This is a genomic window from Paenibacillus massiliensis subsp. panacisoli DSM 21345, from assembly GCF_000426545.1.
GTDB classification, from domain to species: domain Bacteria; phylum Bacillota; class Bacilli; order Paenibacillales; family Paenibacillaceae; genus Paenibacillus; species Paenibacillus panacisoli.
Map to the genome: position 1 here is coordinate 1 of NZ_AUFO01000040.1, position 21,481 is coordinate 21,481.

16 protein-coding genes are annotated in these 21,481 nt (G+C 50.8%); 7 read left to right on the plus strand and 9 right to left on the minus strand.

What is annotated here, in order from left to right; all coding sequences use genetic code 11:
• The coding region (locus tag K331_RS0121950) for a BclA C-terminal domain-containing protein (protein WP_028591939.1) at positions 1 to 538 on the plus strand (538 nt) is incomplete at its 5' end.
• A 401-nt stretch (positions 539 to 939) separates the two neighbouring features.
• Positions 940 to 1,245, plus strand: a complete 306-nt coding sequence (locus tag K331_RS0121955) for a hypothetical protein (protein ID WP_018885230.1) — start codon at positions 940 to 942, stop codon at positions 1,243 to 1,245.
• A 394-nt stretch (positions 1,246 to 1,639) separates the two neighbouring features.
• On the opposite strand, the gene K331_RS0121960 is transcribed toward K331_RS0121955, so the two are convergent.
• Entirely contained in the window at positions 1,640 to 2,764 is a 1,125-nt protein-coding gene (locus K331_RS0121960) for a glycosyltransferase (protein ID WP_036635550.1), read from the minus strand.
• Positions 2,765 to 3,115: 351 nt separating this feature from the next.
• Between K331_RS0121960 and K331_RS0121965 the strand changes: the two genes are divergently transcribed.
• The 4 genes from K331_RS0121965 (at position 3,116) to K331_RS0121980 (ending at position 10,032) form a co-directional block, all read left to right on the plus strand.
• Complete coding sequence (locus K331_RS0121965; protein WP_028591941.1) at positions 3,116 to 6,505, plus strand: DEAD/DEAH box helicase; 3,390 nt, start codon at positions 3,116 to 3,118, stop codon at positions 6,503 to 6,505.
• Positions 6,506 to 6,615: 110 nt separating this feature from the next.
• Entirely contained in the window at positions 6,616 to 7,311 is a 696-nt protein-coding gene (locus K331_RS0121970; RefSeq protein ID WP_028591942.1) for a hypothetical protein, read from the plus strand.
• The gene (locus K331_RS0121975; protein ID WP_028591943.1) at positions 7,274 to 7,828 is read left to right on the plus strand and encodes a DUF1273 domain-containing protein; all 555 of its coding nucleotides are present in this window, start codon (positions 7,274 to 7,276) and stop codon (positions 7,826 to 7,828) included. The genes K331_RS0121970 and K331_RS0121975 overlap by 38 nt, the downstream gene beginning before the upstream one ends.
• Before the next feature lie 308 nt (positions 7,829 to 8,136).
• A complete protein-coding gene (locus K331_RS0121980) occupies positions 8,137 to 10,032 on the plus strand; it encodes a rhamnogalacturonan lyase family protein (protein ID WP_028591944.1) in 1,896 nt (631 codons plus the stop codon).
• A 130-nt stretch (positions 10,033 to 10,162) separates the two neighbouring features.
• On the opposite strand, the gene K331_RS0121985 is transcribed toward K331_RS0121980, so the two are convergent.
• From K331_RS0121985 to K331_RS0122005, 5 genes are all read right to left on the minus strand, one after another.
• Positions 10,163 to 10,951: a formate/nitrite transporter family protein gene (locus K331_RS0121985; protein WP_028591945.1), complete on the minus strand. Its 789-nt coding sequence runs from the start codon at positions 10,949 to 10,951 to the stop codon at positions 10,163 to 10,165.
• A gap of 336 nt (positions 10,952 to 11,287) precedes the next feature.
• Complete coding sequence (locus tag K331_RS0121990; RefSeq protein WP_025680498.1) at positions 11,288 to 12,067, minus strand: Cof-type HAD-IIB family hydrolase; 780 nt, start codon at positions 12,065 to 12,067, stop codon at positions 11,288 to 11,290.
• Between the two features lie 221 nt (positions 12,068 to 12,288).
• Entirely contained in the window at positions 12,289 to 12,663 is a 375-nt protein-coding gene (locus K331_RS0121995; protein ID WP_226383669.1) for a NucA/NucB deoxyribonuclease domain-containing protein, read from the minus strand.
• A gap of 360 nt (positions 12,664 to 13,023) precedes the next feature.
• Complete coding sequence (locus K331_RS0122000) at positions 13,024 to 15,645, minus strand: TPM domain-containing protein (protein ID WP_028591947.1); 2,622 nt, start codon at positions 15,643 to 15,645, stop codon at positions 13,024 to 13,026.
• A 226-nt stretch (positions 15,646 to 15,871) separates the two neighbouring features.
• Positions 15,872 to 16,525 (minus strand): hypothetical protein, encoded by a 654-nt coding sequence (locus tag K331_RS0122005; RefSeq protein ID WP_028591948.1) that lies wholly within the window; start codon positions 16,523 to 16,525, stop codon positions 15,872 to 15,874.
• 266 nt (positions 16,526 to 16,791) lie between these two features.
• On the opposite strand from K331_RS0122005, the gene K331_RS0122010 reads away from it, so the two are divergent.
• A complete protein-coding gene (locus K331_RS0122010; RefSeq protein ID WP_028591949.1) occupies positions 16,792 to 17,646 on the plus strand; it encodes a DUF1266 domain-containing protein in 855 nt (284 codons plus the stop codon).
• A 189-nt stretch (positions 17,647 to 17,835) separates the two neighbouring features.
• On the opposite strand, the gene K331_RS0122015 is transcribed toward K331_RS0122010, so the two are convergent.
• The 3 genes from K331_RS0122015 to K331_RS0122025 are packed head-to-tail and all read right to left on the minus strand — an operon-like array spanning position 17,836 to position 21,434.
• On the minus strand, positions 17,836 to 18,477 hold the full coding sequence (locus tag K331_RS0122015) for a metallophosphoesterase (RefSeq protein WP_028591950.1): 642 nt from the start codon (positions 18,475 to 18,477) through the stop codon (positions 17,836 to 17,838).
• A 3-nt stretch (positions 18,478 to 18,480) separates the two neighbouring features.
• Entirely contained in the window at positions 18,481 to 19,671 is a 1,191-nt protein-coding gene (locus K331_RS30160) for an ABC transporter ATP-binding protein (RefSeq protein ID WP_084165535.1), read from the minus strand.
• A gap of 35 nt (positions 19,672 to 19,706) precedes the next feature.
• Positions 19,707 to 21,434, minus strand: coding sequence for an ABC transporter permease (locus K331_RS0122025; RefSeq protein ID WP_028591951.1), 1,728 nt, complete (start codon positions 21,432 to 21,434; stop codon positions 19,707 to 19,709).
• Positions 21,435 to 21,481: the final 47 nt, after the last annotated feature.

Here is a 21,481-nt window from a genome sequence, read left to right on the forward strand (position 1 = left end):
AACTGGCCCGACAGGTCCGACAGGCGAAACCGGAGCAACTGGAGTAACTGGAGCAACGGGTGCCACGGGAGATGCAGGAGCCATCGGAGCCACAGGGGCGACGGGTGCCACGGGTGAAACGGGAACCAGCCTTACTGCCAGCTCTATTTTCGGAGCTAATACAACGGGCGGACTTCTTACTCTTGTGCTAGGAGTTGTTGATGTACCTTTACCGGATAACCAGGTTGTCGGACCAGGAACAGCATTCAATGGAACGAGTACTGTTATTACATTGACCGAAGCTGGCAACTACTTTGTGTCTTACTCAGTTAACTTAACGGCAGCACTTCTCTTGAGCTCAAGGGTATTGTTGAATGGTACTACGGAAATACCTCAATCAGTAATATCTCCAGTGCTGGGTATATCTTCATTTACTAACGATTTTATTGTTACGCTTCCAGCGAACGCCACGCTTCAGTTGCAATTGACGGGTGGGGTTGCTGTAGCGACATTGTCTACGGATGCCCCAACCAATATGACTGTAATTCGCTTGAGTTAATAATTAGTAAATTATATCAGCCGCTGTTCCGTCATGGGATAGCGGCTTTTTTTCTAACACCTAAGCTCTATACTCTCTAGTAAATTGAAAAGAAATTTGGTGAGGTATCTGTACCTGCATTTTAATGCCGAAATAATCAATCTGCACCATTCATTCAGATCAGTAGGACTTCCATTCCACTCTAATCGTGGATTTGGAGTCTTTTTTAGTGTGGTTCAGCATATCAGCAGCGCATAGAAAAGTTAGGCTTGGCATGTATCACGGATCATTAGCTACCACATAGTATAAGATATCTTCTGTGCGTACTGGAGAAATACCTGAATCGGAACAGAGTATATTCCTTCAGGTGTTCATCGATTATGTAGAAGGAAATGCCAAAAATTGAGCTGAGGAGTGATAGCATGTCTCAACCTAACATACCTAATATTAATCCTAACATAACCTTAACAAGAGACGAAGCAATTAATTTGCTCTTAGCATCCATTGCGATGGAAGAGCTGGGATTAGGTCACGTCATTAATGCAGAAGCAGAGAAGATTCAATATGCTGTAGGTACATTGCCAGGTCTAACGATTCCTGCTACGATTAGTGAACTTCTGATTATAAATAAGAGCGTTCAATCCACATTGCAGGAAACGATCAAGAAGGAATTGCTGCTTGATAGTAAGCTGAAGACAGTATTGAAAGTGTTGGACCAGTGCCAATAGGAATTACGGTAGTAACAGGAGCCATACGAGAAACACGGGAACGAGCCTTACGGCCAGCTTTATTTTCGGAGCTAACACAACGGGTGCACTTCTTACTCTTATACTAGGAGTTGTTGATTTACCTTTACCGAATAAGCAGGTTGTCTTATATTAGCCCGCTGTTCCGTCATGGAATAGCGGCTTTTTTTCTAATACCTAAGCTCTATATTCACTAAATACATACATCCGATACGAGGCTGGAAGAGGGGCTTTGCTGCAACTAGCAGCATGTACAAATCCATTGCTGCTAAATCCTACATAAATCTAGAAAGAAATAAGTACAACAGGCCAGTCAAAGTGATTCCTGACTGGCCTGTTGTACTAACACGAGTTGCTTATTAGCTTATTACGCTCGTCATGCCTTCAATAGCTCGTTAAGCCGTATTAAGGCATCTGACGCTGGGGTGTAAGTATAAGATAAGCTAAGTGACTGATAGTAGGCGTGAAGCGCCTGCTCTAGCTGGCCCTCCTGCTCGTAGCATTGACCTTTGTAATACCAGGCATGAAAGCTGCCTGAGCCACGGAGAGTCAGGTGCGCGAGATTACCTTCGCCCATCTCCAGACAGTGGTCAAAGGCTTCATGAGCCTGTTCGTACCAGCCTTTTAAATAAAGAATAATACCCTTGTACAGATGCAGGTCTACATAGTCAGGATACATTTCAATGGCTTTCTCAATGCCAGGCCATGCGCCCTCTGCGCTTCCTGTAGAGATTAGAACCGAATACTTGAGCTTGTATAGCAGTGATGGTGGAGCTACGCCTTGTTCCAGAAAACCTTTGATCGAACGATTCACATAAGCAAAGGCTGACTCGTATTCCTGAAGGTGAGCATATTCGCTGGCAAGGTGATATTCAATCCATGGGCTGTGGCTTTCTTTACCGAGCTCTTTCAGGAGAAGATTCAGGTTGCGTTCAGATTTCTTTTTATTGGCAATAACGGATTCAGTATACCCTTCATGATGGATTCGCACGGGCAGTAGCTTGATGGCTGTAGGAAGCTCCTCAGGAGACAAGGCTTCAGTAATGTTCAAGGTCTCGTGAATGGTAGCCTGGAATTTGAATCCCTTTCCATTGCGAAATAAGCGCGTCTGAGCAATATGAAACGCATCATCCGCATTGCGTGTATCGTTAACGTAATTGATCAGATGCACAGAGAGCACATGATCTTCCTCTTCTCGCAGTAGCTCCTTGACGTAGGCTGCATCATACGTATCCAATGCTTCGTCTGCATCCAGCCACAGAATCCAGTCTCCAGTGGCATGGGGCAAGCCATGGTTACGAGCAGCGGAGAAGTCATCATGCCATTCATAATGAAGTACAGTAGCTCCATATTGCTCACAGATTGCAACGGTCTGATCACTGGAACCAGTGTCCACAATGATCATCTCATCGACGACCCCCTGAACGCTTTCAAGACAGCGTGCCAGGCAAGCTTCCTCATCCTTGACAATCATGCAGAGTGTTAGCCGAGGATCTTCCATATTGTCTCACCCATCTCCTTCATACCTGTAAAATATAATGCCCTGCTGGTCGATCTCACCGCAGATTAGTGGCATGATGCCCCAATAAGCAGATAAATCCCACTCCTATAAATGTATTTCCTCCATGGAGTAAGTATGCTTCTGAATACAGACCCTGTGTTGGCAGGCTGCACCCATATAGCCTTGGAGCGGATGGCGCATGAGTGTCCATAGTGTGAATAGGGGATTTATGCCAGTAGGCTATCTGGCAGTGTGTTCACTGCTGGCATGCGGCTTTCTGGTATAATAGAGTATAGAGCGAAATTATCCAGTACGGTGATGTACGAAGGAGAACAGGGAGGATTACGAGCAATGAGCTTTCCATTGACGATTCGTGTCATTAAGCTACTCTGCGGCAGAGAAACCTGCAATGAAGGGGAAGCTCTGCTGCAGGACGATAAAGTCCTCCTCACCAGCTACAATCCTGAGGTAAATGTATACAAGGCTACGGTACGAGACGGGATCGGATATGAAGTATACGTGGAAATTGACCAAGATGGTGATGTGAAGGCGGATTGTGACTGTCCAAGCCATGCTACATCCGATTATTTTTGCGCACATATTGCTGCAGTACTGCTACACATTCACGAGCTTCGTCATGATGGAGCAGCGGCAGCAAACAGCACGGGGTCAGAGGGGTATACATCATCTGGTGCAAGGACCTCTGGAGGTACGTCTACCACAGGCTGGACTGGGCGAGCAGGTGAGCTGCAGGTGCGTCACGGCACCATGGGCACTCAGCGTCAAGGACGCCAGGGATTGGTGTCCAGTCAGACACGACTGGCTAATGCTGTGCTGGGGCTATTCTCTGAACGCCCCCCACGCTCCACAGCGGCTGCACCTTATCTGGAGCATCGCACGCTGGTGGAGGTGGAGTTCCTGTTAAGGCCATTTCCGACCGGGAGTCGCACCTACATGCTTGCGCTGGAGCTGAAGCTGGGGACACAGAGAATGTATATCGTGCAGAAGCTGCGGGCTTTTCTGGAAGCGGTTGAGCATCGACAGCCCTTTCCCTTCTCCAAGAGCTATACCTATGATCCTGCAGTGAATTGCTTCCGTACCGAGGACGATGACATCCTGCAGCAGTTGGTAGCCATTTACCATCATGAGCTCTGGTACAAGCAGACCTCGCAGGGAAATGGACATCAGGGACGAAGCATTAGCGGTGAGCGCATGCTGCTCATTCCCCCTTCCTTCTGGAAGACGCTTCGTCCGCTACTGAACCGTTCATCTGCGGTGCGTCTAGAGCAAGACGGGACACTGCATTCAGGCATTCAGGTGGTGGAGGATGCTGAGCTGCTGGAGTTCCGTTTTGATCAGGCACAGGGCCAAGTGGAGGAATACGCGCTCCAAATCGAGCGGTTGGATGACATCCTGCTGCTAGAGCCTTACGGAGCGGCCTTGTATGAGGGGAAAATGATCCCCCTCTCGCCAGACTCCTGCCGTCGTCTGTCCGAGTTGAAGCAGCTGCTGGATACTTCCCGCCAACGAGAGATTCGGATTCAGCCAGAGCAGATGGAATCCTTCATGGAGAAGGTGATTCCTGGTCTTCGTAAGCTGGGCAGTGTCACAGTGGCGCCTGCGGTAGCGGATCGGATTGTAAGGCATCCACTCCGAGCGAAGCTGTACCTGGACCGGATCAGACAACGTTTGCTGGCGAGTCTCGAATTCACCTATGGGGACATTGTTCTGAATCCGTTAGAGGAGTCATCTACCGGCCATGGTGGGCGTGGGTATATTCTGATGCGGGATGGAGATCAGGAGCAGCAGATTATATCCTTAATGGAGCATAGCGCTTTTGCGAGAACGGACAGCGGCTACTTCATGGAGGATGAGGCAGCGGAATATGACTTCCTGTATCATACAGTCCCTCAGTTGGAGCAGCTGCTGGACATCTATGCGACCTCGGCAGTCAAGGAACGGCTGTATCGAGGTCCTGCCCCTATAAGAATTACGGTTGATGTCGATGAACGAACGGATTGGCTGGAGCTTCGTTTTCAAGTGGATCGCATGGATGAAGCGGCTATTCGTGAGCTACTGCAATCACTAGAGCTGAAGCGTCAGTACTACCGACTCCCTGAGGGAGCGCTCATGCCACTGGATACCGAAGAGTTCAGGGAAATTGTGCGTCTAATGAACGAAGCCGGGGTGACGCATACACAGTTGGAGGGGGCAAGCATTCGCCTTCCCGTGCCTCGGGCTTTTCAATTAACAGAGCTATTGGAGCACGGAACGGTCGTCCAATCCGGGCAAGCCCTGCGTCAATTCATGAAGCAAATGGGGCAGCCAGAGCTGTTGGAGGCTGCGTTGCCTGATAAGATGGAGAGCGTGCTCCGTGAATATCAGAAGTATGGATTTCAGTGGATGAAGACGCTCGCTCGCTACCGCTTCGGTGGTATATTAGCCGATGACATGGGTCTTGGCAAGACGCTGCAGAGTATTGCTTATATTGTCTCCAGTCTACCGGAGATTCGGGAACGGGGGCAGCCAGCGCTTGTGCTTGCCCCTGCTTCACTGATTTATAACTGGGCTAATGAGCTACGGAAGTTCGCGCCAGAGCTACGGGCGATGATCATTGATGGTGAACGTTCTGAACGCACAGAATCACTGGAGACGTGGTCCGAGCAGGATGTAGTTATTACTTCGTATCCGTTGCTTCGTAAGGACAAAGAGCTGTATGGGGGAATGGTCTTCCATACGATGATTCTGGATGAAGCGCAGGCCATCAAGAACCATACATCGCAGACGGCGCAGGCAGTCAGAGAGATTGTGGCCAGACAAAAGTTCGCTTTGACAGGCACACCGATTGAGAATGCTTTGGAGGAGCTGTGGTCCATCTTTCATGTGGTATTTCCCGAGCTGCTACAGGGTAAGCAGGACTTTCAGGCATTAAGCCGAGAGCAGGTCGCTAAGCGAATAAGACCCTTCGTGCTGAGACGGCTGAAGAGGGATGTGCTTACAGAGCTGCCGGAGAAAATGGAGTATCTCCAAGTGTCGGAGCTCCTTCCTGAGCAGAAACGGCTGTACGCTGCCTTCCTCGCGAAGCTTCGTCAGGATACGTTGAAGCATCTGGATGACAATACGATTCACAAGCATCGCATCCGTATATTGGCCGGACTGACCAGGCTCCGACAGATCTGCTGTCACCCAGCCTTGTGCGTGGAGGGCTACACAGGTAGCTCTGCCAAGCTGGAGCAGCTGCTTGAGATCGTGGAGGAATGCCGCAGCTCGGGTCGCAGGATGCTGATCTTCTCGCAATTTACCCAGATGCTGGATCTGATACGTCGTGAATTCACGCAGCTTGGTGTGCAATATTTCTATCTGGACGGTCAGACCCCACCCAGAGAAAGGGTAGAGCTATGTGCCGAGTTCAACGAGGGAAGCAGGGATGCGTTCCTCATCTCGCTCAAGGCGGGTGGTACCGGACTGAATCTGACAGGTGCCGATACGGTCATCCTCTTTGACCTGTGGTGGAATCCTGCGGTAGAGCAGCAAGCGATGGACCGGGCCCATCGGATGGGACAGAAGAATGCTGTCCAGGTTATCCGGTTAGTGACTCAGCATACGGTCGAGGATAAGATGGTGGAGCTGCAGCAGCGAAAGAAAAACTTGGTCGAGGAAGTGCTACACTCCGAAGAGACGGCAGAATCCTTCTGGACAGAGGAGGAGCTTAGAGAAATTCTCATGCTTCAGCCATCATAATCGTTCCCGGACGGGCATATGCTCTTGGTGAAACGGGAGCTGACGGGCTGTGCACGGGGAAGTGGTACACGCGGGGAAGCTCATCCAAGGGAAGGGAGATGAACTGCCTCATGCGTAAGCATGCGCTTGTACCCCCGGAGCCGCTGAGCGGAATGCTGCTGGTCTTGTCCGAGCTGGCTGAGCAGGTATATGCACGACGGGAGAGTATCGGAAGACAAGAGTACATTTTGTTCGGGTACCGATTAGCAACGATTCTAGAGGTATTGGACGGCTTGCATTCTGCCTGTGTCCGAGTGGGGCTTGGCACTACAGGAGAGAGCACACCTGCATCGCAGGTCGTGGAGCATCTTGTGCATCCAGAACGTGATGCGCTTAGCTATGGGAGCTTGGCCTGGATGCATCCCGACGACGCACTTCAGCGGCTCGAATGGCTTATGAAGCAGTGGCCGTTCCCATCATTGACCTACCGGGTGAAGCTGCTAACGACGCTGCACAAGCTGTCTCCGTACTATAAGCATATGCGACGTAGGTCGCTCCCTGAGACGGTGACAACCCATCTAAGACAGGGGACTCCTGCCCCACCTCTACTGCTCCTGCCTACAGACGCTCCTGGCTGTTCTGCCGCTAGGCCACGGAGATCGAGAGGATCGAGAGGATCAGGGGAAATGCCCGGGTCTGAGCTCAGAAGTCGACGCAGCGCAAGATCAGCACAGAGATTTCCTGCAATCCCTACAGAGGTTGTATTGAAGGTTGGTGACAGGCATTACTATGAAAAATCTGCTCGTAACCGGGTATCGCGCCCATGAATTGAATATTTTCAATCAGCAGCATGAGGGAATTGCCTACATCCAGAAGGCGATCATGGGCAAGCTTATTCCGCTCATCGAAGAGGGTCTGGAATGGGTAATTACCCCTGGCCAATATGGAGTGGATCTGTGGGCATGTGAGGCGGTGCTGGCGCTCAGAGAGGAATACCCTCACGTGAAGTGCTCTATTCTGGCTGCGCATCAGCCTACAGATGAGAAGTGGAAGGAAGAGCGCAAGGAGTACTACCAGCGTCTTGTGGAGCAAGTAGACTATTATGGGCTGGTCAGTAATCAGCCGTATCAGGGAATCTGGCAATACAAGGCAAGAGATGAGCTGCTTTTGCGAAAAACGGACGGAATTCTGCTAATTTATGATGAGGATGCTGGTCCCGCCAGCCCCCGGTTCATGAAGGAGGCTGCGTTGAAAAAGCAGGAGAAGGATGGCTATGTATATATGAGCATTAGTGCGGAGGACATCCAATCCATTGCCGATGATGATAGACGATATGAAGACTGATTATAGTGTATAATACCCGCAGCCGATCTCCGAATGGGAGAGGCTGTTTTTTTAGTAGCTAGCTTGTATAAGTCGTCAAGACATGCGTTCTCTTAGCTATTTTCGGATCATGAGGGGGGAGTAATTAGGCAGCGAGTTAGAATGTCTGATTTGTGAAGTGTTTGGCCGGATTTTTGAACAAAAAGCAGAGGTGACTCGTCTTCCCAAAAATGTAAGCGTTATCATATAATGAGTATGTAAATTTGTTCCAATCTAAGCTATCCAAGTCGAACAGGCACAGCAAATCCAAATCGGTAAGGAGGAGCATTATGGGAACATGGAGACGAACATGTCATAAGGTAGCCCTCGCTGCTATTGGCAGTATGGTGCTTGCTGGGATGTATTCTGGTGGAGGAGCAAGTATAGCTGCTGCGGCATCTAGACAGATGGAGCAGCTTGACCGAGGCGCCATCGCTGTACCAGTAGAGGGTGGAATGCTAGTAAGCTGGCGAATGCTGGGCACGGAGCCTGCCCATGTCAGTTATGATGTCTATCGGGATAACGTCAAGCTCAATGAGGCACCGATTACGGCATCGACCAACTTTTTGGACACATCGGGTTCAACCTCTTCTGCGTACACCATCAAGGCAATCCTCAACGGCGAGCCGCAAGCAGAATCATCCCCAGCAATGGTATGGAACAATACCTACATGGATGTGCCTATCCAGCAGCCAGCAGGAGGAACGACGCCCGATGGTGTAGTCTATACCTATAATGCCAATGACGCGAGTGTGGGGGATCTGGATGGAGACGGGAAATATGAGATTGTGCTGAAGTGGGACCCTTCCAACTCGAAGGATAATTCGCAATCGGGCCACACCGGACCTGTCTATCTGGATGCCTATCAACTGGATGGAACCTTGAAATGGAGAATTAATCTGGGACGCAATATTCGTGCCGGAGCGCATTACACTCAATTTCTGGTCTACGATTTTGATGGGGATGGACGGGCAGAGGTTGTCAGCAAGACCGGAGATGGCACGATTGATGGGGTCGGCCAGGTCATTGGGAATGCCACGGCGGATTATCGCAATTCTGCGGGTTATGTGCTAAGTGGACCAGAGTACTTGACCGTGTTCGACGGAAATACAGGACAAGCCCTGACTACCATCGACTACGAGCCGCCAAGAGGCAGTGTATCCTCATGGGGAGATAACTATGGTAACCGCGTGGACCGGTTCCTCGCAGGTGTGGCTTATTTGGATGGAACTCGCCCCAGCATCGTCATGGCACGAGGATATTATACGCGTTCTGTCCTGGTTGCCTACGATTGGCGTGATGGAGAGCTCACACGAAGATGGATATTTGACAGCAATGCTCCGGCGAATGCGGGGACTGCAGGACAGGGCAATCACAGTCTGAGCGTGGCGGATGTAGATCACGATGGCAAGGACGAGATTATCTACGGCGCAATGGTCGTGGACGACAATGGTACCCTACTGACGAATACCAAAATGGGACACGGGGACGCCCTTCATGTTGGTGATCTGAATCCAGACCGGCCAGGGCTGGAGGTATTCAAGGTGAATGAGGACCGCAACGGTAAATATGGAGCAGCCATGTACGATCCGCAGACGGGTGAGATTCTGTGGGGCGTGCATACCGGAGTGGATACCGGACGCGGCATGTCAGCAGACATCGACCCTCGCTATAAGGGAGCGGAGCAGTGGGCGTCTGGAAATGTTGGACTGCGCTCTGCTACAGGGGAGCTGATCAGCAGTACATCTCCTTCGTCCAGGAACTTCGGCATTTGGTGGGATGGAGATCTGCTGCGTGAGCTGCTGGACCATACCCGATCTAGCAACAACGAGACAGGGGTCGGCAAGATCGAGAAATGGGACTATATCAATGAGTCGCCAGTGCTGCTGTTGAACGCAGATGGAACGTTATCCAATAATGGCACCAAGGGTACACCAGCTCTGCAGGCGGATCTCTTTGGCGACTGGCGTGAGGAGGTTATCTGGCGAACAGCGGATAATTCGGCCCTGCGAATCTACTCCACACCATATGAGACAGAGTATCGTTTTTATACACTCATGCATGATCCCGTCTATCGGCTGAGCATAGCTTGGCAAAATGTAGCCTATAATCAGCCACCGCATACAGGCTTTTATCTGGGCGAGGGGATGGAGTCGCCACCACAGCCAGCCATATATACACCTTAGAGCCTAGGGATTGTGCTGGATTCTTGGTGGTCGTCAAGCTGAGCCTTTTCACATGACGAAAAATCCGGAGGCATGAATCGCTCTCCGGATTTTTGTTAGTTATGTTGCTTATTGCTCTGAGATAAGTCGCTTAATGCTCTGCTTCACCCAGAAATGGGCGATTCACCGTGTAATACATGACACCCATCAGGAGCACTCCGCCAACGAGATTGCCGAGCGTGACGGGAACGAGGTTGTGAATGACACCCTCGATGGAGATCGTGCCAGGATGGTTCAGCACCAGTGCAATAGCAAATGTACACATGTTCGCGATGCTGTGTTCATAGCCAGAGATGAAGAAGCAGAAGACGAACAGCATCATGGCGAACATCTTGGCGCCATTCTCCTTCATGAACATCGGAATGAAGAAGGCGAGGCAGACGAGCCAGTTACATAGGATGGCACGGAAGAATAGCTGCATTGTCGGTGCCTCCATCTTATGCTCAACGACGCTGAGCAGGAAGCCATTCACGTTGGCAGGCTCGAACAGTCCTGTCAGCAGAATCAGTAGGGCGAACACCCCGGCACCGAGCAAATTACCGACATAGCTGGTGATCCATAGCTTAATGACCTCCAGCCAGCGTAGCTTCTTGCGAAGGGCGGCATACGTGTAATAGAAGGTATTGCCTGTGAACAGGTCTCCTCCCCCGTAAGCGATGAGAATAATGGCAGCACCGAAGGTGATGGCCGCCATGGGGTAGGTGAAGGGGGATTGCTCCATATAGAAGAAATTCCCCGTCTTGAACGCGACGATTACCCCGAAGCCGATGAACATGCTGGCAAGCATCGAGCGTGACAGATAACGAATTTTGCTTTGCTTGAAGATCTTGTACTTCTTTAAGGCTAGATGTTCCACGTTGCGTAAACCTTCAGTTTCCATGCTGTTACCTCCAGATAATGTGCTGTAAGCAAGTGTCCCCGCGGCTGAAGTGCCAGCGGGTAATTGGGTTACTCGGGCATTGTCTGCGCTGAATAGAGGCGCATGTAACTGGTCTGGCAGTATACTGCTTATTGTAAGTAGTTTCCTTAAAAAATCAACTATTCATGGATGAGATCGTATGTATCAGTTAGAACCATGAAGATACCCCCTATACAAACAGAAAGAATCGTATAGTAGTCAGACATACGAAAAGCCTGCCCCTTACTTATGGAATAAGGAGAACAGGCTTTACAGGCAACAGTTCATCAGAGCTATCCTTCTCTACAGAACCCCTCTCTACAGCAACCCCATCATTTGCAGGCCGTGCCGAATTCCGTCCTCATCCACGGATGTGGTCACGAATTTGGCAGCAGCCTTCGCTTCAGGCAATGCATTACCCATGGCGATACTATTCGGGATCATCTGCAGCATCTCAAGATCATTCAGCGCGTCGCCAAAGGCATATTGATGTTCAGGAGCGATACCGAGCTTATCGATCATTTTGGCAATGCCAGCTGCCTTGGAGCCTCCTGCGGGGATAACGTCCATTGAGTTCGGATGCCAGCGGATGAACTGGAACGCATCACACACGCTCTCGTATAGCACCTCTTCATGTGCCTGACACATCAACAGCGCTTGATAAATGTCACGGCCTTGATGATAAAGCGGATCATGACCGGGGCTTAGCTTGAGCTTCAGTGTCTTCATGCTGGTCTCTACGAAATCATCATTCGGGACCGTAGTCTTCATATCATCACTGCTAAGATAGACCATCGCATGATTGTGTTGCAGCGCCATTTCGGTCAGTGTTTGTAGTCTTACTGGATTCAATGGATGCGTATGAATGACCTCACCACGCAGCACAACATATTGACCATTGAAGCTGACATAGGAGTCGATGTCCAGTTCTTCACGTAGCTCTTCGAACATAAAGGGTGCTCGTCCAGTGGCGATGGCCACCTCATGCCCTCGTTGCTTCAGCTCCAGCACCGCGGCTTTCGCTGAGGCCGGAAGATTCTTGTTATGATCCAGCAATGTTCCGTCGATATCGAAAAATATGATTTTTTGTTCAGACATAACCCATTTCCCTGCTTTCCGTTGTAAAGTGAGCACGTTGTATGTAATCCTGCCCTGATCCCTTTGCTCCAGACCTTTAAAGGGAGCTCATAGAGCCACAGCTCTATATATGCTCATATTGGTCCATATAAGCTCATATAGGTCCATGTTCAGGAGCGCAGCAGACATCTCTACTAGTATAACAGATGGTGTCCAATCTTCCTTCTGAACGGAGCTGTACCTTATTTCACGATGAATTGCACTCGGGTTCCATCGGGATATTCCTCTAACTGGTTGCCTACCCAGGCTCCTGCTCCGCGATTATCCTTGGGAGCTATGTATTCAATATGAGCGCCCTTGCCTCCCTCAGAGCACATGGCCATCGGCCATTCATCCCGATCGTAGCCTTTCTTGGTGGGAATGCCGGCCAGTGATTCTGCACGGTTCTGTTCAGCCATCTCCCGATTAATAGTGCATACAGGTGAGGCTCCGGAAGCAATGGCGTCCTGGATATGCTGTCCAGTCTCTGGGTATTTGTCCGCAGGGAATTCCAGCATGACATCGGCCTCCAATTGGGAGCTTACAGACGGCTCAGGATCAGGGAATTGCACATACATTTTCTCGTAGAAGTACAGTCCAACAGCAATCAAAATAACAAGGGGCAGGTGAAGACGAGTTCTTCTTTTTTTATTCATTGTAGTGTCCTCCGGGCAAATATGCCGAGTGTGTACCAACGAGCTCTTGCGAGACGGAATGGCTGCTACGGCATGATTGTTCGGCAAATACCGACAATTATTACATTACAGTAACATATATCGGTCTTGGAGGTCGAAAGTTGAAGTTATAGGTCGATGAAGACTTGAGATCATTCTGATGAAAAGTCAAGGGCCCGCCTGCATAACAGTCGAACGGCTTCACCTTCTGGAGTGAAGTCATGGTTCGACGTATGCCGCGGACCCTTGCCTATATCTATGCAGCTACCAGTTAGACCCACCTGAGGAGTGACCACCCCGGTTGGAGGAATCGCTGCTATCAGATGAGTAGCTGCTACTTGAGGAGCTTGATGATGAATCCACATAGGAATTGGAACTACTCCAGCTACTACTGGACTGATTATGATGATGGTGATTGTTATGATGATTATGATGCTGTCTACGAAGCTCGGCTTCCCTTCGCTGACGGGCTAATTTGGCTTGCCTTTCAGCATTTCTTGCCCGCTGCCAACGGCTATATTCCTGATTCATCTGACTAATCAGAGGTTGGAGTGCTGACATGCGAGACATAGCGTGCTCGAAGTCTGCTTTCTCCAGCAGCGCCAACGTATCGTGTCGAATGATCTGATATTGCTGTAGATAATAGCCTGACAGCCCAGCTGTTCTGGATGCACGGGTATGAATATCATTGAAATGGCGAGTCAGCTGATTCCAACGCTGCATGGCCTCTTTCTTCTCTTTTACCTTGTTATGAATCTCGCTGCGGAGCTGGTGAACCTGATCGACCAGAGGCTTGAGCACCTGCTCGATCTGATCAAGGTCTATGATCTCTTGCTGAAGCATTGCTGTGACGGATTGGTAATGCTCCTCTATGAATTGGATGTTATGCTTCCATCTGACTACAGGAAGCTCCTTCGCAATGATTTTACGAGCAATCTGATATTCCTTCCAGGCATCCTTAAGATATGATTTAGCCTTTTGGTGACGCTGCTCCAGTTCTTTAACCAGCTGAGCCGCCTGACCCAACAGGGTACTTGCGGAGTCGAGTGCCTCCAACTGTTCATCCAAGATGGCCCGAGCCTCATCAAGCTGCTGTATGTGCGACTCTGTCAATTGCTCAGCCTCGGCTACCTTCTCAGGCAGCTGCCCTACCTTCATGATGGCCTGCTCCAGCTGACTGCAGGTCTCCGCCCAATGATGCTCAGCGTATTGTTTCTGGATGAGGTAGAACTGGTTATTCATGCTTTGTAGCTTGGAGGCCAGCTGGGGTTGCTCAGCGAGCAGCTTGGGCATGTCCGCCTTGTTCTTGCGCTGATGCTCAACCTGCCGCTCAGCTGTAGAAGAGGCGCGCTCCTTCAGTTCATCCATTCTTTGTGTCAGGCTCAATACATCTTCCATGCGGCCATGCTCCAGAGAAGCATACATTTGCTCGTTCAGAGCCAGCGCCTGCTCAAGATCCTCATATGGATTCAAGCGGGTAATGGCTGTCTCCAGCTGATGCAGCAGGGTCAGCTGCTCGATCTCCAGCCGTACCGCCTGGATCTCTTCCGGAAAGCGTTGATGCTTGGCAACATAATCGGGCACGATTGTGAGATGCTGCCGGAGTGCTGCGAGAAGCTCTTGAGCTCCCTCAGATTGCTCATAGGCCTTAAGCGGGTCATGAGTCTTGAGGCGTCCGGTGTCCTGGATGGATTCGTTCAGGCTGCTGTAACGTTCCGTGAGCTGTGTCAGGGGTAGCTGATGAGCTGCGAGAAGTGCGGTTAGTATATGCTTCTGCTCATCAAGCTCTTCGACCAATTGAATCATACGCTCGTGCATCAGTCGGTCCGTCTCTTGTAGCTGTCGGACCTCACCGCTCAATTGCTGGATACGCTCCTTATGATCGTTCAGGATGAGATGAAGCGCCTTGCGCTGCTCCAGTAGAAGTCTGAACTTGTACATGGGAATCGAGCGCCCCTCGGCCTGCTGTCTGTCACTGAGCGTGTGTACCTCGCTGTGTAATCCATCCTTCAGGCGCTGAACGACGGCCAGCGTATGTCCCTGCGCTGCATCATAGGAGTCGAGAATGGACAGCTGTTGATTGGCCTCGGCGATTAGTGAGGGAATCCGCTTGCGTACTCGCTCCCATCGGAAATTGCAATAGAGAATGTAGAGCAGGAGAACCAACAGGGCCAGGAACACCAGCATGAGTCCAAAGTAGATTAGCTGCTCTGTCGGGAAATTCCAGAACAACTGGCCACCATCCCCGTTAGCTAAGGCGGATAGGAAGCCTGGCTCATCAGCTCCTGAGGCTGCACCCGAGCCGGGCTGCTTCTCCCCAGCTGAACTACTGCCAGCTGAGCCTGCCACATCGGTGGCACCTGTATCTTTGGCGGCATTCTTTTGCTCAGCAGGATACAGACGATTTAGCTCAGTCATCGTCTGTGTTACTCCCTTAGCGAATTGATTGGCTTTGGCTGAGGGAATAAAATGCTTGTTCAGAAAGGCCGTCAAGCTGGAAGGCTGTGAGCTGCTGATCCAGCCCTTCTTCTTTGCAAGCTGGTCCAGCTCTTTTCGGAGCTCATCATTGTGAAAATTCAGCTCGATTCGCCGGTCTTTCTTGGACATGAGCAGGATAACATCATTGCTATCCAGCTTCCAGGCTTTATAGATTCTGGTGGCATATGCTGCTGGGTCCTCGCCAGCCAGAGAATCAAAGGTAATAATTCGGAATTGAAGAGGTCCTTTCTTCGCCTCTTTGGCTAATAGCTCGACCTCTTGCTTCGTGAAAAAGCCTCCCCGGTCCGTCACGGCCCCCCAGCTCTCGGGAACCTGCTTCGCCATGGCGGGCGAGGCTGCTGTGAACAGCAGCAAAAACATCATTACAAAGAGCACATACTTTTTCATTCATTTCCTCCATTAAGCCAGTTGCCTTTATGTCTGGTTCATTTCGATATAATGCTTGAGTAAAGCTAAGCAACAGGTTCATTATACACTTTATTCCAAAAAAGCTAATGCAGGAAATGTGCGCATAGTAACGGATGTTTAGGCTGGTAGGGTAGCCCTGTGCGTCTACATATAGTCATGTATCAACACATAGTCAAGCATCAACATTTAGTTCATGCGTCAACATTTAGTCAATGGATACGATCTGCCACTGTCCCTTGGTATTTTGCTCCATATATAGATTGTTGCTGAACTCACGGATGCCCAGCAATTCATCATTGGCAATGCCATTGATCGGAACGATCCTTCGCTGGTGCTCCTGAATCACGGTGCCGACCTGCACGAAGCGATACCGATCAGGCTGCTCCACTAACGCTGCGAAGCTTCCGTAATCCTGATCCTTATATCTTGGGAATAACTGTTCAAACGTAGCCTTGTCACCTGCGGCTACGGCCTCGGTGAATTGTTGGAGCACGCTCAGCATGTCTTGGTCCATAAGCGGATCTTGAATGCTATCCCAGTTAATGTGAACTCCAGCCTCGAAGGTCTCGGGATTCAGCTCAGCAGGGTCCGAGCCTGGCTGCGCAGGCACCTCGCCATGCTGTCCAGAGGGTTCCGACTGTGGTGGAGTTTGCTGTTCGGTATCATTACCTTCTGGTGTCTCTGAATCTGTGGGCTCCTGTGGAGTTACTTCTGGAGCTGGATTCGGCTGATGGTCAGGGGAAGGCTGCTCTGTTCTGGGGCAAGCGGTCAGCAGAAGTACCATCAATACACAGATCGATCCGATGATGATCCTTAGATGGGGTCTACCTGTCGATAATGCTGTACGCCATTGTTTCATGACACAGTCACCTCTCTCTTGGGATTGTTGCCCTAAGGCGTGTAGCCAATAATACCCGATTCCACGGCTTCATAACCCTATCCGTATTCATGCTTACTCAACTGGCGATGACGCTGCTCTAACTATACCCTCAAAATATGCAGAATTAGTATACATAATTATGAAATAGAGTTAGATACAGGTCCTAATTATCCTCCGCGCTCTTCACTGCCCGCTCCAAGTAGCCGATGAACATCTTCGGTTAACTATACGGATTGGAGTGGGAAATGGTGCAACGAAAATACCTATGGCTCAGAATGGTGACAGCACTAGCAATTATTACCTTGTTGATTAGTGGCTGTGCATCGGCTCAGACGAGCGATACGAATGTAGCTCAAGGACCGTCTCAAGAAGTCAGCCCGAACAGCAGCGGGGATGCTAAAGACGGAGTTAAGAAGGATACGAATTCAGATACAGTGAGGTTCATTAACGCGACCTACGCGCTCATCACGACAAGCAATGATATGGACACATCCATATATGGAGGGTTGAAGCGCTCTTTCCTGAACAATATGAGCATGGAGGTAGCTCTAAAGGACAGCTGGAATATTACCGATACCGCCAGTGCGGAGTCCACCATTGAATGGCTGATGACAGAAGGACACAACAAGGAGTTCATGGACCTTTTGAACGAATATCAAGGCAGTCGGGAGGAAGTGATGAAGTTCCGGCAAGAGCTGAAGGCGAAGGGGAGTCTGACGTCTGATGAGACACAGTTGCTGGAGCTGTACGATATGCTTGAAGAGGTACATACAGATAATCCCGAGAAGGGAATTCTGGCTTGGGATTTATGTCGGGCGACCCAGATCGCTAGCTGGTCTTATGTAGCCGGGTTCCTGAGCTACGAACGGTCGATGGAGATCAGCATTGAGGCCAGCGCTCGTCTGCAGGAGCAGTTCGTTTCCTGGGATCAGCTTGTGCATAACTATTTGCTTGGCTATCAGTACTGGTCTGGTGAGAGTCCCGAAGATGCACAATCGGAATTAGTCTATCGCAAGCAGATCTATACGAGGTTGAAGGTCGACCCACAGGGTCCTTATCAGGTGGATTGGAATACGGCGCTTAACGCGCAGGAGATTTAATGTGAAGGAATATCTATCCCAATGAGGTATCTCTCAACAGGATTCTTCTTGATAAGTCTCAAGCAAGTGAGCAACGAAGTATTATTGGTGAAAGGTTATAGAGGCCTCCAACTCCCTTCTATGGGAAGCAGGAGGCTTCTTTATGTCTACTCATTCCCATGCTTGGTATTGCTGTTCTTGAGTATGGTATTAATGAGAGAGCAGAGCGGCAATACGTGTACGCTGTACTGTGCCGGGATACAGCACCGGGATCGACCACTGCCATCCGGCTGTCAGCTCCACCAGGCTCAGGTAATGACCATGTCCTGCGCCTGTATCAATTCCAATCTTGCCCGGTGCCGTCCAGAGGGTATCGGGCTTCACGCCGAAGCGGAAGGTGGAGGTGTGTCCGAACACAATCGTTTTGCCCGGCAAGGGCAGTGATTCATGAAAAGGAAGCCGGATTTCCGTCAGATCCTCCGCGGATTGGCGATCTAAGGGAACGTCAGGGCGGAGTCCCGCATGTACGAAAATATAGCGGTTATATTCTGCCCAGAGCGGCATGGAAGTAATGATACTCCGATACCGGGCAGCTGCCATCGAATCCACCGTGATGCTCTCGGGAATACCCAGCAGCCACTTGCGCTCGTTATTGCCCTGCAGGGCTACGGCTCCTGTACTACACAGCTGGTTAACCAGTTCCAGTGTTCCGGTGGAATCAGGCCCCTTATTCACATAGTCCCCTAATAGGAACAGCCGATCCATACGCGGACGATAATCAGCTGCTGCCAGGAGGCGCGGAAGAAGATGACCGTATCCATGAATATCTGAGATGGCGAAAATCCGATTCATAGACTACTCATTTTCAGCATGACGCTTGCCTCCCGCCATCCGATAAGTCCCTTGCAGACCTTCCCCTTGCTGTTGCCCTTCTTCCGTGGATTGCGAAGTATCACTGTCTCCATACAGCAGGGTATACTCCGCTGGAAAACAGAGTGTGATACTGCTGTTAGGCTCCCTCCAGAATGGATGAAATACATGCAGCCGCTGTCCATCTGCTGCTGCAGCTATGATGCGCCATGTAGTTCCTTCATAAATGCACTGAACCACCTTGGCTTGCAGTCTGTTGACGCCATCCGGGTATTTCCCTGAATCCTCTCCTTCCCCAAGCAGTGTAATGTGATCTGGATGCAGCAGCATTACACCTGCACGTGAAGCGGTTACTGGGGTTATCCGTCTACCACGAAGACGGTGATCCGCTATAAGGGCTGTCTCCAGCTCGGGATGGGTCTCGCCAACGAAGCTTACGTTCAGCCGATTGTGATACCCCATAAGCTGGGCTGCCCAAGGGCTGGCGGGACGCTCGAACAGCTCGGAAGGCCGTCCAAGCTGATCAATACGGCCTTCCCGCAGGACTAGAATCCGGTCTGCGATGGTGAATGCCTCCATCCGGTCATGGGTCACATACAGTGTAGCTATGGATAGCTCGCCGAGCAGCTGGGCCAGCTCCCCTCGCATATCTGTCCGCAGCTTGACATCCAGATTGGACAACGGCTCATCCATCAGTAACAGCTGCGGATTGGTGGCCAGTGCGCGGGCAATACCTACCCGCTGCTGCTGACCTCCCGATAGTTGAGACGGTAGACGTTCCAGCAGCCCCTGCAGCTTCAACAGCTCCTCAAGCTGGCGCAACCGGTCATTTCTCTCAGCCTGACTCAGCTTGCGCCGTTTCATGCCGTATTCGATGTTCTGCTTTACATTCATATGCGGCCACAGGGCATAATCCTGAAAGACCATATTAATCGGACGATGCTCAGGCGGAACGTATGCTCCATGGCCCTCGACGATGCGGCCAGCCATCTCCATGTGCCCGCTATCCATCGGGAGCAGGCCAGCTACCAACTGGAGAAGAGTGGACTTTCCGCATCCGGAAGGACCGAGAATACAGATGCGCTCGCCCTCTTTTACCTCGAAGGACAGGGGCTTTAGCACCTGCTGTGTCCCGAAGGCTTTGGTTACCTGATGTAATTTCAAAATAAAACTCAAGCTGTCATCTCCTCTTAGAGTTCTTACACATGTTGCTACACTTGTGTGTTGTTCTCGGGTGTGTTGTCCCATAATTTGAATAGCCAGCGACCTGTCAGTTGAAGAGCCAGGATCAGAATCACAACAATCGTACAGCTCAATACGGTCGCAGCAGTGGCATAGCCATATTGCGAAAATTCAAACGCCCGGTCGATAACAAGTGGCATGAGCGAGTAGTTGGGCGGCTTCAGCATGGATGACAAGGCCAGGTCGAATATACTCGTACCGAATGAAGCCAGCGTAGCCAGTAGTAGGGATTGGCGGACCAGCGGCAGGACAATATGCTTCATTCGCTGGAAGGTCCCTGCACCCTGGATGGCCGCGGCATTGAGCATCGTGCCTGACAGATTGCCGAAGGCGCCAAGCTGCACTCTTACCGCGTATGGAATCGCGCCTGCGATGCCTGCAATGACCAGCAGGGCCGGCGTACCATATAGGTGAAGACCAAGGGGCTCCAGCCACTTTTGATTCCAAATAAATATGTACCCTATCCCCAGTACCACCCCCGGCACAGCCAGAGATATGACAGAGAATAGTTGTAGCGCACCCTTGAAGCGGAATTGGGAGAAGCTGAGCACATAAGCCGTGACGAAGCCAATCAGCATACTGAATATGGCTGCCAGACCCGCAATGAATAGCGAATGACCGAGCCCTTCTACATATCCGAGCAAGCGATGATCCCCAGTTCCATCCGTGAGCAACTGCCGATAATGCTCCAGTGTCCAATTGTTCAGGCTCATTCCTTCACCGAGATGACGAAGGAAGGACACGACAGTGCTTGTGCCGAGCGGAATTCCTAGACAGAACAACAGGAATACTGTAATTCCCAGATTGTACAGCCAGACCTTCCGCGGTCTGCTCTTGTGGGTCTTCACAGCGCTGGCATTCAAAAAATCATAACGTGAACGGCGCCGGGCCAGTACCAGCACGAGCATGGCCAGTGCCAATATCATCACCAGATAGAAGGCGAGTACACCTGCCATATCGAATCGAACGGGCGACTGATAGATCGCCGTGTAGATCGAATAGGTAAGGGTAGGGAATGTATAGACCGTAGACAACGCCGCAGGCAGGCCAAAATCCCCGATGGTATCCATAAAAACAAGTGTCCAGCCAGCCAGATAGGAGGGAGCAGCCAGCGGTAGTTCAATAGTGCGCCAGACCGTAAAAGGGCTGGCACCATTCAGTCGCGCTGCTTGCCCGAATTGACGCACATTCCATTCCGTGGCGGCGAGAATCGCAAGATAGGCTAGTGGAAATTTGCTCAGTGCCATTACGAAGATGAGCCCTGTCGGCTGAAAGATGAATGACGTTACCCAGGTCCACCCCAGCCATTGGTCTACCAGGCCGTCAGCGCTCGCGAACAGTACCCAGCCTTGGGCAATCATAAATGAGGGGGCAATCAGCAACAGCCATGCGGTCAGATCGAGCAAGCGGGCGGCGGTAAAATCCCAGCGAGCCCTAATTGTCGCAAGTATACCGCCGATAAGAGTACCGAGGGTAGCGGCACCAATGGATAGCATAAGCGAGTTCGTCAGGGAACGACGCCACAAGGGCCGATTAGCAATCTCCCCCAGCAGCTGAAACCCGTTGAACTCCTGCCGTCCGAAGAATATGCCCGGAAAGATGACATTAATCAGTACCGCCAGCAGCGGCAAAAATATAAAAAGAAACAGGAGGGCGGTGACCCCGCCTCCCCAGCGTGCTTCCGATGATCGTCTCATGTGTTCTCCTACTTCGGCATGGAGTGGCGGCTGAATAGCCGCCAGCC

What these genes read in the sequence shown, in the direction of transcription:
- K331_RS0121990 (WP_025680498.1), bottom strand. Translation starts at nt 12,067, where the DNA reads ATGTCTGAACAAAAAATCATATTTTTCGATATCGACGGAACATTGCTG.
- K331_RS0121960 (WP_036635550.1), bottom strand. Translation starts at nt 2,764, where the DNA reads ATGGAAGATCCTCGGCTAACACTCTGCATGATTGTCAAGGATGAGGAA.
- K331_RS0122005 (WP_028591948.1), bottom strand. Translation starts at nt 16,525, where the DNA reads ATGAAACAATGGCGTACAGCATTATCGACAGGTAGACCCCATCTAAGG.
- K331_RS0122025 (WP_028591951.1), bottom strand. Translation starts at nt 21,434, where the DNA reads ATGAGACGATCATCGGAAGCACGCTGGGGAGGCGGGGTCACCGCCCTC.
- K331_RS0121970 (WP_028591942.1), top strand. Translation starts at nt 6,616, where the DNA reads ATGCGTAAGCATGCGCTTGTACCCCCGGAGCCGCTGAGCGGAATGCTG.
- K331_RS0122000 (WP_028591947.1), bottom strand. Translation starts at nt 15,645, where the DNA reads ATGAAAAAGTATGTGCTCTTTGTAATGATGTTTTTGCTGCTGTTCACA.
- K331_RS0122010 (WP_028591949.1), top strand. Translation starts at nt 16,792, where the DNA reads ATGGTGCAACGAAAATACCTATGGCTCAGAATGGTGACAGCACTAGCA.
- K331_RS0121965 (WP_028591941.1), top strand. Translation starts at nt 3,116, where the DNA reads ATGAGCTTTCCATTGACGATTCGTGTCATTAAGCTACTCTGCGGCAGA.
- K331_RS0121985 (WP_028591945.1), bottom strand. Translation starts at nt 10,951, where the DNA reads ATGGAAACTGAAGGTTTACGCAACGTGGAACATCTAGCCTTAAAGAAG.
- K331_RS0121955 (WP_018885230.1), top strand. Translation starts at nt 940, where the DNA reads ATGTCTCAACCTAACATACCTAATATTAATCCTAACATAACCTTAACA.
- K331_RS0121995 (WP_226383669.1), bottom strand. Translation starts at nt 12,663, where the DNA reads ATGTATGTGCAATTCCCTGATCCTGAGCCGTCTGTAAGCTCCCAATTG.
- K331_RS0121975 (WP_028591943.1), top strand. Translation starts at nt 7,274, where the DNA reads ATGAAAAATCTGCTCGTAACCGGGTATCGCGCCCATGAATTGAATATT.
- K331_RS0121980 (WP_028591944.1), top strand. Translation starts at nt 8,137, where the DNA reads ATGGGAACATGGAGACGAACATGTCATAAGGTAGCCCTCGCTGCTATT.
- K331_RS0122015 (WP_028591950.1), bottom strand. Translation starts at nt 18,477, where the DNA reads ATGAATCGGATTTTCGCCATCTCAGATATTCATGGATACGGTCATCTT.